Source organism: Flagellimonas chongwuensis (assembly GCF_013376415.1).
GTDB lineage: Bacteria > Bacteroidota > Bacteroidia > Flavobacteriales > Flavobacteriaceae > Flagellimonas > Flagellimonas chongwuensis.
Genome location: NZ_WYET01000001.1, coordinates 445,071 through 462,442 on the forward strand (window position 1 = coordinate 445,071; position 17,372 = coordinate 462,442).

A 17,372-nucleotide genomic window follows, 5' to 3' on the forward strand; every position below is an offset into this window, starting at 1 on the left:
ATTACCACCAGCTTATGAAAAAATCACTACTCAGGTGGGGCACAATAACCTGTATGTTGCTGTTTGCTTATACAGGATTTTCACAAATAAAGAATAATCTAGATGTTCGCTATGAAAACCAACTTAAGGGAGACCTTACTTTTATAGCGAACAACATTGTGAACAGGGACAACAGTGGCGGTGACCCTGAAGACCCTTACAATGTTACTGGGTCGAGCTCATCCTACAACGATGATCTCAACATGCAGTACATTGATATTGACGGAGACCCTTCTACCTTTAGCTCCAGTAGTGCAACGTTGGCGGTTCCGGACCCCAGCTGTTCCAGAATTAGATATGCTGGTTTGTATTGGTCCGCAGTTTATCTAGACACAAATAGAAGTAGCGATTTCAACCAAGTTAAATTTCGGGTGCCAGGGGGGACTTATCAAGATATTACCGCAGATGAAATTTTATTTGATGGTGATGGTGATTCCGACTTTGGAAACTATGCCCCTTATGCCTGCTATAAAGATGTAACCGATATTGTTACTGCGCTCGGAAATCCCGATGGTGAATACTTTGTCGGAAATGTTCGTGCAAGTTCGGGAGACGCAGTACAAGGAGGTGTTTCTGGAGGGTGGACCATGGTGGTAGTTTATGAAAACCCTACCTACCCAGGTAAATATATTACCACTTTTGATGGTTATGCCGGTATCAAGGCCGGAGAAACCGTTGATATTCCCATAGATGGATTTACCACATTGCCGGCTCCATTCCCGGTAAGGGCAAAATTAGGGGTAGCTACTTCAGAGGGGGATAATAGGATTACAGGCGATCAACTATCCATTAAAGCGGATAGCAATGGTGGCTTTACTACTTTATCGAACAGTGCAAATCCTTCAACAAACTTTTTTAACAGTAATATTACTAATGAAGGTACAATAGTTACCTCCAGAAACCCCAATAGTATCAACACTTTGGGGTGGGATGTAGATCTTTTCACCATTCCAAACCCCAGCAATTCCGTAATTCCCAATGATGAAACGGGAGCTACACTAAGGGCTTCGTCCACAGGAGATAAATACGACATCTTTTTCACCTCGTTGGATGTGGAAATTATTGAACCTCAAATAAATCTTGGTAAAACCGTAGAGGATATTGCCGGAAATGATATTACAGGGCAAGGCGTGCACCTTGGCCAATATTTAGATTATGTGCTCACCTTTGAAAACGTAGGCAACGACGATGCCGTGGGATATACCATTAGGGACGTACTGCCCATTAATGTTACTTTAGATGAGTCCAGCATAAGCACGCCCACCGATGTAACTTACACATACGACCCAGCTACACGAACCATAATTTTCTCCATACCCGATCGCTATGTTGAAGAAAATGATCCAGCCGCAATAATCCGCATGCGGGTACAAGTGGCCGAAAATTGCTTTGATTTTATAGATGCCTGTACCGATATTATCGAAAACCTTGCCTATTCCACATATTCGGGAGCAATCAATCAAGCACCAATAACGGACGACCCCAGTGTATACGACTTTGATGGCTGTGGCTTTCCATATCCCGGAGCTACCAACTTTTTATTGGATGACCTTGAAGCCTGCGATTTTACGCGAACCGTACAACTCTGTGGGGACAACGTGCTCTTGGATGCAGGAGATAATTTTGACAATTATATATGGTATCGCGACGAAAACGGAAACGGTCAAATAGACGTTGGTATCGATACCGTTATTACGGACAGCGATTCCGACAGTGACCCAAGCACCATGTTGGTGAACGCTATTGGAACTTATATTGTTGATAAACAGGTTGCTGACCCTTGTAAGGACTTTCAGGAAATTATAACTGTGGAACTGTTCGGTTCCGTTCAATCCAACCCTATTACGGCATTGATCAATGACACTTCCAACACCATTGATGGAGCCATTGATATTTGCCCCAATGACGGTAGCGAACTTCCTGAAATTTTCCTTTGTGGATTAAACGATAGCGAACTCATCCAAATAAATATCCCAGATGCAACCAGCATTGTTTGGGAACAATTGGACGAGAGCAGTTGTACTGCATCGGTTGATGGTTGTGCAAACACCAACTCCGGTTGTACTTGGAACACTGTTGACACAGGAAACGACTTTTTGGCCCAAAATACAGGGCAGTATCGATTGGTGATCAACTACCAAAATGGATGTTTTAGCAGGTTCTACTTCAATATATACAAGAACCCGCTCAATCCACAATATATCTCCGAAGATATCATCTGTACAAACCCTGGTAGTATAGAGGTAATCAATATGCCGGATACCTACGAGTTTCAATTGGTAGACCAAACCACTGGAAACGTTCTTGTTCCCTATGGTCCCGATAAAACTTTCGAAATTACCAATAATGGGGCCTACATGGTAGAAATGAGACAGCAAGGTGTAACCGATGGCTGTGTCTTCGTTTTGGACAACATAGGTATTTTGGACCGTGACTTCCAAGTCGATGTCTCTACCGTAAACACAAGCTGCAACGATTTAGGTGAGATTTCTATATCTGTTTTAAATGTAGAACCTCAATATTACTATGAAATTTCCCAAGGAGGCACCGTAGTGGACGACTATGGGCCTTCTGATGATAACAACTACACCTTTGAAAACTTAAACAGCGGTGTGTACGATGTCACCGTTTCTACAGACGACGGTTGTATTTATACCGAACAGGTGACCATACTTGACGAAGCTGATTTAGAGCTTGAAGCAAGGGTTTCACAGCACATTACATGTAGGGAAGGAAATATACAAATGTCTTCAACAGGGGGTAGAACCCCACACTTGTATGCTATCTGGTCCTTTGTGGACAGGAATGGGGTAACACAGATTTCATACCCCAGTGTAGCGGATATCCCGCCTTCCGAATACCAGACCAGTCAGATTTTTGATGTTGTAGGGGCTGCGGGAGCAGGTACATATACCTACGTGGTTATGGACCGAAATAACTGTCATGCCTTTTCAAATCCGGTCGATATTGAGTTCAGACCTGCCGCCGAATACAATGCAACATCGGTAATGGATGTATTGTGCTACGGGGAATCAACAGGTACAATCACTTTCAATTTGGTGGATGACAATGGGTATCAGCTTACCTACTACCTATTTGACGCAACTGGTTTTGACGAGGACAACTATGACTTTGCCAATGCGTTGGCCACTAATACCTCTGGTAATTTCCCTGGTTTGGGAACTGGTGATTATGTAGTGGTCATCAACCAAAGAAAAGGTAGTGCCTCTTGTGACTATTACGAATACCATTCCATATCCGCACCAACCAATGCCTTGGATGCCGAGGTTGAAATTGTACAGGACTATACCTGTGCACAACTCGGAGAAGTAAGGATATTCAATGTTCAAGGAGGCAATGGACCATATGAATATAGCATTGACGGCGTAAATTTTGTTTCCGATTCCGGTACCTTATTGGAAGAATCCTTTGGCAACTTAACAGATGGCACTTATACTTTGACGGTCAGGGATGCCAATGGTTGTACATTTGATGACTCATTGACGATTGCTCCTTTGGATCCTCCAACGGATATCGATTTCGCCGCAACCGATCCATTATGTCCGAGTTTTGTTTCAGATGTGTCCCTAACAGTTACAGGGGGTAGTCCAAACTTGGTCTATGAAATAATTTCGCCCTCTGGCAGTGCGGTCAACAACGGTAACAACAGTACATTTGCAGGCTTGGCTCCAGGAACCTATATGTTCAGGGTAACCGATAACGATGGATGTAGTTACGATGAAAGTTTCACCATTGACCCGGTAACTGAAATTTCCGTGACCGGACAATTGATCAACAATATCAGTTGTTTGGGTGAAGAGGATGGTGAAATCCAGTTTACCGTCACCAATTTCAATACAGATTTTGATTATACGGTAACAGGTCCCGATAACTTCTCTGGTTCAGCACAGACTAATGGCACTATACAATTGACCAACTTGGCTGCCGGAACCTACACCATCACGGTTACGGATAACCTTACCAACTGTACTGATACAGCAAACATTACGATCAACGCACCGCCTTCAGCAGTAACAGCACCATTTACAGTAACCCAACCAACCTGTTTGGCAGATGGTTCCGTAAATATTACCGCCAGTGGAGGATGGGGCAGTTTTACCTATGAAATCACTGCTGGGCCTGAAACTTTTGGTCCGCAATCAAGCGGCTTCTTTGCCGGGCTTGACCAAGGAGGAACCTATACCTATACGGTAACCGATGCAAACGGATGTATATTCACCGATGATTTTGTAATCAATGAAGCCATAGCTCCCGAATTGGACATTGTTCCAAACGACATTTGTTATGATGATGCCACGGGATTAACACTTACCGCAAATATAGTTTCCGGTGGTGATGGAAATTATGAATACAGCTTAAACGGAGGTCCATATGTTACCAACAATGTTTTTACAGGTTTGGGCCCAGGAACCTATACCATTACGGTAAGGGATGGAAATGATTGTATCGATACAGAATCCATTACCATTGACCCTGAACTTAGTGTGGTTGCTTCAGCGCCAAATATTACCGCTTGTGAAACCGATACCGATGTAACCATTTCTGCTGCCGGTGGAGACGGAAACTATGTGTATGCCGTGGTTGCCAACGGAACAACGCCTGGTGCAAGTGACTTTTCAACTACCAATCCGGTTACCGTAACCGGTGCCGGCGACTATATTGTCTATGTAAGGGATAATGGTGGGGCATCCGGATATTGCGAAGCTACCTACGATATCACCATTGCCCAAGATGATCCTTTGGCCATTACCATATCCAACACGGATATTCTATGTAGTGGTGAATCCACAGCAGAAATAACCATTTCCGCAACAGGAGGTGAAGCACCATATACCTACAGTATAAACAATGGGTCGACCTACCAAACATCGAATACCTTTTACAACCAGCCCGCAGGCAGCTACAACATTCGTGTTAGGGACGCCAATAATTGTGAGGTAACCGAAATTTACACTATTACCGAACCATTGACCCTTTCTGCCTCTGCAGCAGTTACAGCCTTGGCCGAATGTAATCCAGGAATGGGTGCGGAAGTACGAATTACCAATGCCATTGGTGGTACAGCTCCCTATCAATATAGTTTTGATGGAGGATCAACTTATGGAGCAAGTTCCATTGGCTATTTGATGCCAGGAACCCATACCGTTTACATTAGGGATGCAAACCTTTGTACCTTTCCTATGACGGTTACCATAGAACCGGAACCGACTCCCCCGAATGCTACGGCAACTGTAGATTATGAGTGTGATGGCGAGGGTACAATAACTGTAACCCCAGATAGTGCAGATTTCGACTATACCTACGAAATCAATGGCACATTAAATACACCTAACGACTCCAATGTATTTAGCGATGTACCTGTTGGGAACCATACCATTACCGTAAACTATACCAGCAATTCAGCACCTACACCAAGCATTCTGCTTTCAGAGAATTTTGGAACAGGACCAAACACCAGCATTTCGGAAATTGACCCTGTGTATTGCTACGAACCACAAAACGGCACACTAAATTCTTGTGGTTGGACACCTATTAACACAGAAATCCAAGATGGAGAATACTCTGTAACACAGGTGATTGCAAATCCATACGGAAGTTGGCTAAGTCCAAATGACCATACTGGTGTAGCGAATGGAAGGTTCTTGGCCATCAATGTTGGCGGAGTGGCCGGAGTTGGCGGTATCGTTTATCAAAAAACTGATGTTGAGGTCGTTCCAAACCGTGATATCACCGTATCACTTTGGGCATTTAACCTTTTGAGAACAGGAACAAGCGGTGGTGATCCATCTATTGAAATACAATTGGTAGATGGTTCCGGCACCGTTATCCAAAGTACTACAACGGGAAACATCCCTAAAAACAATGGAGCTTCTGACTGGCACGATTATAATGTAACCCTAAACCCTGGGGCCAACTCCAATCTGGATATTGTAATCCGTACCAACTCTTCCGTAACAGACGGAAACGACATCGCCATCGATGATATTGAGGCTTACCAAATTCCAGAAGTATGTGGTGGGTCCATCACATTGAATGTTACCGTTGAAGATGGCAATGCTTTCGACGGTGCCGTAACAGCTTTCACAGATCTTACCTGTAATGGTGCAGCTGACGGTACGATCACGTTTGAAGTTGAAAATTTTGATCCAACAACTGGATTTACCTATCAGGTGGACGGAGGTGCAATTTCTGGCACCCAGCTTTCAAGCCCAATTACCATAACCGGCCTTGATGCAGGACCTCATACCATCGAAATTATAGATTTAAGGGATCCCGCATGTTCCGTAGTTCTAAACCAGACATTGGCTCAACCCGATGTTTTGGATGTAACTGCTACCATTGTCAACGAACTAACATGTACCAATGGTGGGGCTACCATTTCCGCTACTGCTACAGACGGAACACCTACCTATGAGTATCAATTGGAAAACACCAGTGGCGCATTATTAGCAGCCTACCAACCCACAGGTACGTTCTCTGGTTTAGCAGCAGGAGACTATGTTGTAAGGGCAAGAGATGCCAATATGTGCGAGGATACCGTAACTATCACAGTTGACCCGGCCGAAATTATTGCGTTTGATTTAACTCCAACGTTATGTTATAGCGGAAACAATGATGGAAGCATTCAGGTAGATGTAACAAGTGGTAACGGAAACTATCAATTTAGGATAAACAATGGAGCTTGGATGACACCAACTCCGACCACCGAACCAACGTATACCTTTATAAACTTAGGTGCTGGAACCTATACCATTGAGGTTCGTGATGACTTTGGTTGTTCCACTACCGATACGGCAACGATCAATCCAGCTTTGACCGCATCGGCATTACTAAACAATGATTTGACTTGTTTGGACGATGCCAGCATTCTTATCAATGCAACGGGCGGTACGGGGATTTATACCTACGAATGGTCCAATGATGCCGGGGCATCATACAATTCAACCGGATTTACCGGAAACGAATTCAATACCAATGTAGATGGAACTTACATGTTCCGAGTTACCGATAGCGCTGGTTGTACAGTCACCACAAACAGTATTGTTATTACTCCGGCAACTCAACCCGTGATCAGCAGTGTTACACCAACGGACATTTTGTGTAATGGGGAAAATACAGGAGCGTTGGATATAGTAATCGATACTTCTGTGGGAGTTCCTCCATATACTATCAATGTGGTTGAAGTCAATGGCCCCACCAATTACGGCAGCCAAACTACAGGACTCCCTGCTGGTGACTACGAAGTTACGGTGACAGATTCCAAAGGTTGTGTTTCCGACCCGTTTCCCGTGGTTATATCGGAACCAGACCCTATTACTTATATTACAACGGATGTGCCCATTACCTGTGATTCCAGTTCTGGGGTAACAAACCCAGGTTCTATCACTATTTCAGGTGTTTCTGGCGGAACCGCTGAATATACCTATATACTTACTGCAAATAACGGTATTGCACCTCAAACCTATACAACTACATCTGGAGCCAGAGATCATACTTTTACGGTATTGGAATTTGGAATCTATCAAATAGATGTTGTTGATGCCAACGGATGTGCTTCTTATACAACAGAAATTATTGCATCCCCACCCAATGATCTTGATATTGATGTGAGTACCACAACCGCAGATTGTGTATCTGGAGGTACTGCAATAGTTACCGTAGGATCTGCTGTTGGAAGTGGAAATTATGAGTTTGCCATCTTGGAAAATTATAACGCTCCTTACGTGGATGATCCTGCAAACGATTATATTTCTCCCGATACACCGGGGGGAGATACTGCAACTTTCACAGGCCTTACCCCAGGTATCACCTATACCTTTGTGGTTTTTGACCTCACTACCAACTGTTATTATTTTGAAGAAGCTGCGGCTCCTATCAATACACCTTCTTTAATGACATCCAATCTAGATGTTGTAAACAATGTGAGTTGTACCGGTTCCTCAGATGGAAACATATCCTTTACTTTCACTGGGTTTGATGCTTTGGCGACCTCGGTAAACTATGAAATTTTTAATAGGCAATCCAATGTATCAACTGGCTATAGCGGAACAGCACCAGTTAACGCTCCAACAACGGTAACCATTAACAATTTTGGCACACTTCCTCCAGGAGAATACTATCTGTTGTTATCAGAGGTTGGAGGACCAAACAATGGCTGTTCTGTAGACGGTGGAGAATTTACGATTCGTGAATCTGCAAATCCGCTGGATTTAGATGTGACAAGCCCACAAAACGACAATTGTAACCCTAATGCAGGAGTTATTGCTGCCACAGGAAGATATGGTACCGCTCCTTATACATACCAATATTTGTTGGATACCGACCCAGCACCAACCGCTGTAAGTGCCGGTTGGACCAGCAGCAGCACTGCTAATGTAGAGGCCGGGGATTATATAGTATATGTAATGGATGCCTACGGATGTATCCAGAGCGAGCCAATAACCGTACTTGAAGATCCAAGTCCGGAAATATCCCTAGTTGTGGTAGACGAATGTGTGGACGAAGGACAGTTCCAAGTGACCATAACCTTGGACAATGCTGCGGTGGCAATGGCTCCGTTCCAAATAAGCGTGAACGGTTCGGCCTACCAGACGTTCACTTTTGATGGCAGCGACCAATATACCATTTCAGGACTAAGTTCCGGCACAAATCAATCCGTATCGGTTAGAGATTTAAATGGTTGCTCGGATTCCGAAACATTTGATATATACCCTCCATTGGAATTCAATGTAATACAAACTGTCGCATTGGATTGTGAACCAGGTAATCTGGCCTACGGAGAATTACAAATAGAAGTGCTTTCCGGATCAGGAAACTACGAGTTCGAAATTGACGGTCCGGACCCATATGATGAACCAAGAGGAGCATTGACCCTCGATGCCTCCAACCAATTTACTTGGGCAGGAGCAGGGGCGGCAGGTAGTTATGTAGTGTTGGTGTACGATATTGGCACAACAGCTCCTTACTGTTCCCAATCCATTACCGTTGATGTACCCGATGCGCCTATACCATCTTTTACCTCAACGTATACCGATGTAACATGTAATGGCGCCGATGACGGTACAATTTCTGTAAGCGCAGTAGATAATGGAATTGGTCCATATACCTTTGAAATTATTTCGGCTACCGATGGATCTATATCCGTACCGATCGCACCTACATCCAATACCAACTTTACAGCAAACTTTACTGGTCTTGCAGGTTCTGTAACCGGTACAACATATACTATTGAAGTTACAGCGGCCAACAACTGTACCCATATTGAAACAGTTACCATTAGTGAACCAGAAGCAATAATAGTTCCCGCACCGACAGTTGATCAATTTGCCTGTACCGCTGGCAACAACATGAACAATGCTATTATCACTGTTGATGGTTCTTCCATCACCGGCGGAAGCGGTACTTACGTTCGTTATGAATTCATCAATGATGCAGGCTCCGTAGTTGTTCAATCCGGTAATAACCCTATTTATATTGAAACTGATGTGAACGGGGGAAGCTACACCATCAATGTGTATGACGACAATGGTTGTGTGGGAACCACCACCGCCACTATCGACCCATTTGATGAAATTACCAATGCGACGGCCGCCATAACCAATCCGATAAGCTGTAATCCAGGAGCTGATGGTGAAATCACCATTACCGTAAGCTCTACGGCAGGAGATCCAAGTCGTTTCGAGTACAGTATTGATAATGGAGCTACTTGGCAACCATCCAACGTATTCGGTGGTTTGAGCGCTGGAACACATAATTTTGTAGTGAGGCACCTAGATACCGGTTGTACAGTCACTACTTCGGAAATAATTGCAGACCCCAACACCTTTACCATTGATGTAAATGTAGTGAGCGATGTAATTTGTTATGGAACAGATAGTGGTCAAGTAACCTTTGAACTTTTGGATGCCACGTATTCTGGTGGGTTCAATTGGATCATTTACAATACCAACGGTACCCCTAACGATCCATCGGACGATACCGTGGCCAGTAATGGCAATTCCTCCTCTACTGGACCAACGGCACCCATTTCAATAGCGGCAGGCAGCTATATTGTGGAAATTGCACAAGATGCCTTCCCTGAATGTACAAATATGGAAGCCTTTACTATTGCTGGTCCTTCATCTGCAATAACCGGTGACACTGAAATGACACCGATTACCTGTGATCCCGGCAACGATGGAATTATAGAGGTTGTGGACGTTCAAGGTGGATGGGGAGGATATACCTACTATGTAGATACAACTCCAAACCCAGATCCGAACAACCCATCCAACTACGTGGCCAATGCAAGATTTGATGGTCTTTCCGCTGGAACTTACGAAGTTTGGGTAATGGACCAAGAAGGGTGTTCGGTGCAACTTCCAGATGTTGAACTGACCGTTCCAGACCCTATTGTGGCCGATTTAAGAATCAATCAAGCCAATTGTACCAACCTCCAAGGAGAAATTGAAGTTGTGGGCATACCGGCAACCGATCCTGTTAGTGGTGGCCAAGGAAGCAATTATACCTATCAATTGATCCGAAATGGAGCCAACGTAGGTTCACCACAGACCAATACCGTATTCTCTGGATTGGGCGCCGGTACCTACGAAGTTTATATTGAAGACCAATGGGGTTGTTTTACTACCGTAGGACCTGTAGTATTGACCAACGCTATGACTGCCACGGCAGCCGTTGTTAAACCTATAGATTGTACCATCAATCCGGGAGGAGAAATAACCGTAACGGTGACTGGTGGTTCTTCCAACCTACAATACAGTACGGTGAGTCCGGTTACATCGACCATTATCACTAATACTGATGGTATTTTTACCAACCTTACGGAACCAGGCAACTATGTATTTACCATAACAGATCTGGATACTGCTGAACCTTGTACCTATGTGGTTTCACAAGTGTTGGATGATAAGGTAGATCCAGAACTATTGGATGCTACCATACAAAATGTTAGCTGTTTTGGTGGAAGTGATGGAAGTATTTTAGCAGTCCTTAATCCGTCTACCGCAACCAATCCAATTTATCAATATGAATTGATTGGACTTAGTGCCGGTGCACCCAGCAGACCATTACAAAATAATCCTTTGTTCGAAAATCTACCCGCAGGAAACTACGAAGTTCGTGTGGTTTCTTCCAGATCATGTGAAGACGTAAAGGCAGAGAGCGTTATTGAACCTGCTGTTCTGGACGCAACAGCTACGGCAACACCGTTCGTTTGTACCCCGAGCAATTCCGTGGATGAATCAACAATATCTGTTACGGCCACGGGAGGAACCGCTCCATATTTCTACAGTTTTAATGGAAATGGTTTCGATTCGAGCGCTACTTTTGATGTTGTTGACAATGGAACCGTACAAACCATCAACTATGTGGTTAGGGATGCCAATGGTTGTGAATTCCCGGATAGTATTACAGTTCAACCTTTGAACACGTTCACATTGGATGCATCGCAAGATGTAGCTATAACTTGTTTGAATCCAGAAAGCGTAATCCTGACCGTTACGGAATCTACACCTGGCGATACCTACACATTCGAATTGTTGCCCGTTGGAAATCCTTATGGTAGTGTGGTACCTAGCTCGGTTACAGCAACTACGGCAACTTTTGAGTTGACCCAACCCGGTAGCTATACATTCAGGGCAACTAATGATGTTACCGGTTGTTATGTACAGACAATTTACACTGTAGCTCCATACGATACCATAGATGTAGTGGCAACGGCGACCGCTGCGGCAGTGTGCTTTGACGATGCTGGTGAAATTACGATAGATGTTACCGGATATGCGGGAGCTTATGATTATGAAGTATACAGAACGGATGGAACACTGATCGTATCCGGAAATGAAAATACGTCGTCAGGCTCATTTGCGATAACGCACCCAGATTTGATAGGTGGCAACTATTATGTTGAAGTCACCGCGACAGGTACTCCTTTTTGTGATGCCACCTCAGGTACCGTGACCATAGTTTCACCAAGCGCTGAGTTGGATTTTACACCACAACAAGTAGCCAGCGTTACCTGTACCAATGATCTTGGTGAAATTCTTGTAGCACCAGTAGGTGGATATGCCCCATATGATATCGTTTTAACCAATATGAACACAATGCAGGTCTTCACTATCAATGATGTACAAAGCCATGTGTTCACTGGATTGTCAGCAGATGATTATACTATTAGGGTTACCGATGCTGGCGGTTGTTTTGAAGATAGAACGTTGACCTTGCTGCCACCAGCCCCAATAGTTGCGGATATCAACGTATCCTCCACTTCATTGGATTGCTATGGAGATGACACCGCATCAGTTTGGGCAGATCCAGTGACCGGAGGCAGCGGTTCCTATGATTATCAATTGAATTATTATGATGAAGCGGGAACGACCATTGTATTCACCACAGGTCCCCAAAGAAGCAACATGTTCAACAATTTAGGTGCCGGAACCTACAGTATTACGGTTACCGATAATTGGAGCTGTAGTGATACAACAGATACCGTTACCATTTCGGAACCAACAGAGGTAAGAGCTTCTCTGATCAAACTTGAGGACCTGACGTGTTTGACCAATGGAAGCATGCGTTTATCCGCTACAGGTGGAACAGCTCCTTACCAGTATTTTGATGAAAACACTTCAACCTGGGTGGATTTTGACAATCCTACCTCCCATCATGATTTCTTGAACATGGGAGCCGGTCAGTATCAATATATGGTGAGGGACGTAAATGGATGTACTGCCATGATTTCAAATCAAGTGAGTCTCCGAGAGCCACCTGAATTAATATTGGAAATAGATGACAGGGCAGCTTTCATCAATTGTGCCGGAGAAGCCACTGCAACTATTATTGCCAGAGCCACTGGTGGTCTGGGCAACTATAGCTACGAATTGTTCAGCGATCCCGGTTTCAGCAATTTGGTAGATGGACCCAATACCACAGGAAGGTTCGATGACCTTATGGCCGGTGAATATTATGTTAGGGTGACCAGCGAAGATTGTATGGAAGAATCTCCAATGATCCCTATCCTGGACCCAGCTCCTTTGCAGGTTGAAAGACAAGAATTTACCGATATTACCTGTGCCGGAATGGAAGATGGTACCATTTCCGTTGAGGTATCCGGTGGAACAGGTGAAATTTTATACGCCATTTCTCCTAGCCTTAATAGATTCGATACCGTAAACACCTTTACCGATTTGGCACCGGGCATTTACGATGTTATTGCCCAGGATGTAAACGGATGTTTCATTACGTTCCAGTTCGAACTTGAGCAACCAGAGCCCATTGTTGCGGAAGCCATCAATATTACCGATGAGGTATGTTTTGAAAGTGGTGATGGTTCCTTTGAAATTCAAATTTCTGGAGGAACAGCTCCATACGAAACAAGTTTGAACAGTAGTGCCGATGCAAATTTTGTACAAGATCAGACCTTGTTCCAAAATTTGACCGCGGGTGCACATGTGGTGTTCATCAGGGATGCGCAAGGTTGTGAAACTAATGTAATCGTCGAAATGGACCCAGGAGTTATATTGGCTGCCACGGTAACCCCTATGTACGAGTGTACCGGAAACATTCCTAACAACTATTTGAACATTGCTTTGGAAGACGAATCCATTGCCGGTGACCTAATGTATGCCTTGGATTCCACAGACCCGACAGATATGCAATTGTCGGCCGACTTTACCAATATGACGCCAGGCGACCATTACCTCACCATAGCACATGCCAATGGATGTATGGCCACCTATGACTTTACCATAGCTACTTTTGAACCATTGGTACTGACCTTGGAGAACACAACCATCAATCAAATTACAGCAATTGCCGATGGTGGTGTAGAGGATTATACCTTCTACTTCAATGATGTGGCCAATGGAACCGATAACACGTACTTCATTAGCAGTACAGGAACGTATACGGTAACAGTGATTGATCAGAATGGTTGTGAGGCCACTGCAGAGATCTTTATGGAGTTCATAGATATCGAATTCCCGAACTTTTTCACCCCAGATGGCGACGGTCGCAACGACTTTTGGATACCTGACAACATTGAAGGGTTCCCCGACGTACTAATCAAGATTTATGACCGTTATGGTAGAGTAGTGGAAGAGATGACCCGCAACGTTAAGGGTTGGGATGGTAATTACGAAGGTAAACCATTGCCTACCGGAGATTACTGGTATGTTGTACGACTTGAGGGAGCACAGGATAACAGAGAGTTTGTAGGTCACTTTACATTATACAGAGAATAAACACTTAACCTGCTATAGCCCCATGCAAAAAAGAATATACGTAGCCATCTTATTGTTTTCCTTGGCATTTATTGCCAAGGGACAAGAGTTGACCGTACCCCAATTATCCCAATACATTGCCGATAATCCCTTTTTAATGTCACCTACCTATGCAGGTATCGGTGATCATATAAAAGTCCGTCTAAACGGTCTTACGCAATGGGTAGGAATAGAAGATGCTCCAGATACACAGACCTTGGCCGCAGATGCCAGAATAGGGAATAGATCGGGAGTTGGTATGATGCTCTATAACGATAGCAATGGATATACCAGACAAAGAGGTGCCAGGGTTTCTTTTGCACACCATTTGACACTGGATAGGTACGACGATATCTTTCTCTCTTTTGGTATCTCTTACAACTTTAACCAGTTTAGGATAGATGTGGAGCAATTCAGGGAGAACAACGGGCAATTACCAGCTGACGATAAGGCCACCACCAACCACAATTTTGATCTTGGGGTACTTTATCGTTATGACAAGTTCTTCTTTAGTGCAAATGCAGGGAATGTCCTTAACAAGGATCTGTCCAATTTCAATACCGATATTATTACCATAGAGCCCAATAAGCTTAGAAACTACTACGTATATTCCGGTTACAGCATTTCCAAGAGCAAGAACAGTAAACTGGAAATTGAACCCTCTGTTTTCTTTCAGTGGTTCGAAAGCGATGGCCGTTCCGTTACCGATTTGAACGCCAAGTTCCGTTTCCGTGATTTTGAAGATTACTATTACGTGGGTCTCACCTATCGTTTTTTGAACGATCAATTAGGAAAACCATTGTACATAGCACCTATAGCCGGTCTTAAAAAAAGCAATTTCTATTTTGGCTATTCCTATCAGGTAATCACCAATGAAATTTTGGGATATAGCACAGGTACGCATGTAGTTACCGTTGGAATGGATCTTTTCCAAGGAATAAGTAACTGTAGATGTATGTATTGATTTAATGTGTTTTCACGTATTTTTGCCCTTTCTTATAATTCACAGTTTTGGGTAAAATCAGGTTAAAAAATATTAGGATACACTCCAATCATGGATGTTTAAAGGAAGAAATGCTCATTGGGAGCGATTACAGGGTAGATCTTGAGATTTCCGCAGATCTTTCCCGACCTGCAATCTCCGATCAGTTGAGTGAAACTGTGGATTACGTTCATCTGAACAATATTATAAAAGAAGAAATGAAGGTACGTTCCAATTTATTGGAACATGTGGCCAAGCGTATTATTGATCGTATTTTTAAAGAAATACAAGAAGTAACCGAAGTGGAAGTAGAAGTTTCCAAAATTAATCCACCCATTGGGGGCGATGTGGAAAGTGTTTCGGTGAAACTCGGAATTACTCGATAAACCGCTGATAATTAAGCATTGAATAAAATTATGTTTTTATATTTTTGCTTTTATCATTTTAAACGGCATTGTGGTCGAATTGGATAGACAAAGTCCCGCAAGGATTTTTATGGTGGTTCGAGTCCACCCGATGCCTCAAATTTATTACATGAATATTTAGATTATTTTCAATCCAAATATTCATAAAATATTTTTAGCTTTGCGATCCCTTTGGCATCGTGGCCGAGTGGCTAGGCAGAGCTCTGCAAAAGCTTGTACAGCGGTTCGAATCCGCTCGATGCCTCAAAAACCCAGCACTAAGTGCTGGGTTTTTTTGTTTTACAAATCCTCTATTCTTTCAATACGTTCCTGGAGATCGAACCTGTCGCTCGGTAAAAAACCCTTGCTTATCAATATGATACCACAAATGATCAATACAATTCCCAATCCCTTTTTAATCAAAACGATACGTTCTTGGGTCAAGTATTTTTTCAACTGTTTGGCCAAAATGATCTTAATCAGGTCGGTTGCAAAATAGACTACCAGTACGGTACCGAAAAATACCATCATTCTATTGGGATTGTTCTCCAAACTGGGTCCGACAACGATAATAAGCCCCAACCAAAATGCCAATACGCCGATATTTATAAAATTCAAAAGAAAACCCTTTGCCAACAGTCCAAAATATGTACCCTTGGATGCCCTGACATTGGTCTTTTTCTTGGCCTTCTTTACAAAAAGAAAAATTCCGTAGACCAATAAGATCATCCCCCCAAAAACAAATAAACCAGGTTCGTTGCTCAAATTCTCCAATAACTGAAAACTGCTGAAATAGGCAATGAGCAAAAAAACAATATCGGCCAAAATTACCCCTATATCCAAACTTACACCCGCCCTGAAACCTTTTGTGGCACTCGTTTCCAACAAAACAAAGAAAACAGGTCCGATCATAAAGCTCAATAGAAATCCCAAAGGAATCGCAGCTTGGATATCATCAATCATTTTTAATTCACTCTTTTTATTTTTCCACCAAAAAGGGTCTGCTCGTCCATTTTCTTCGGATCACCATATACCAGTACTTCGCCACCGGCCTTTACATTGGCCTTTACGTAGTCCGATGCATAAATTTCGGCATTGCCACCTGCATTGACGTTAATGGTGGTAAACTTTGTTTTAAAGTTTCTTCCGCTGTATTCACCACCGGTATTGATGATCACGTCTTGGTTATTGGAAAAGCCCCCAGCAAAAATTTTACCGCCGGAAACCGCTTTGATCAACAGCTGGTCCACCTCACAATTGATTTCCAACTCCCCGCCCTCCTGTGCCTTAAGTTCCAAGACTTTTTGCACATAGGTATCATCGGAAGAAATTCTTGCATCCTCGTTTACATCTATAACCACTAATTCTTCAGAGTGATAAAGATCTACATAGGTTCTATATCCACTGAATATTTTAACGATCTCCATTCGGATTTTCAAAATACCTTCATTATTGACAATGGCCACATTGGTGGTATTTGCACCAGTGATCACCGCTTTGTTTTCATTTGATCGTATCAAATTGATGGAAATACCATCAAAACCCTTTACTTCGGTAAACTTTTGTAGGTTTTGGGTTATGGTAGCATCCTGGGCCTCAATATATTGAAGGGATAGGAACAAAATAACAATCGTAATAATTCTCATGTTATAAAAATTTGGTTCTCAATAG

The 17,372-nt window shown here is 43.3% G+C and carries 5 protein-coding genes and 2 tRNA genes; 5 read left to right on the plus strand and 2 right to left on the minus strand.

All coding sequences use genetic code 11. The features are described from left to right. Positions 1 to 14: 14 nt before the first annotated feature. From GUA46_RS02000 to GUA46_RS02025, 5 genes are all read left to right on the plus strand, one after another. Entirely contained in the window at positions 15 to 14,297 is a 14,283-nt protein-coding gene (locus GUA46_RS02000; protein ID WP_229418414.1) for a T9SS type B sorting domain-containing protein, read from the plus strand. Between the two features lie 22 nt (positions 14,298 to 14,319). Further along, on the plus strand, positions 14,320 to 15,279 hold the full coding sequence (locus GUA46_RS02010) for a PorP/SprF family type IX secretion system membrane protein (protein WP_176619087.1): 960 nt from the start codon (positions 14,320 to 14,322) through the stop codon (positions 15,277 to 15,279). Between the two features lie 47 nt (positions 15,280 to 15,326). After that, complete coding sequence (gene folB / locus GUA46_RS02015) at positions 15,327 to 15,683, plus strand: dihydroneopterin aldolase (RefSeq protein WP_108245644.1); 357 nt, start codon at positions 15,327 to 15,329, stop codon at positions 15,681 to 15,683. 64 nt (positions 15,684 to 15,747) lie between these two features. Then, a tRNA-Cys gene (locus GUA46_RS02020) sits at positions 15,748 to 15,819 on the plus strand. Between the two features lie 76 nt (positions 15,820 to 15,895). Next, positions 15,896 to 15,966: transfer RNA gene (locus GUA46_RS02025), tRNA-Cys, on the plus strand. Between the two features lie 35 nt (positions 15,967 to 16,001). On the opposite strand, the gene GUA46_RS02030 is transcribed toward GUA46_RS02025, so the two are convergent. Together GUA46_RS02030 and GUA46_RS02035 are read right to left on the minus strand one after the other, a co-directional pair. Then, positions 16,002 to 16,664, minus strand: a complete 663-nt coding sequence (locus GUA46_RS02030) for a LysE family translocator (protein WP_176619088.1) — start codon at positions 16,662 to 16,664, stop codon at positions 16,002 to 16,004. 2 nt (positions 16,665 to 16,666) lie between these two features. Continuing rightward, a complete protein-coding gene (locus GUA46_RS02035) occupies positions 16,667 to 17,347 on the minus strand; it encodes a head GIN domain-containing protein (protein WP_176619089.1) in 681 nt (226 codons plus the stop codon). Between the last annotated feature and the right edge of the window lie 25 nt (positions 17,348 to 17,372).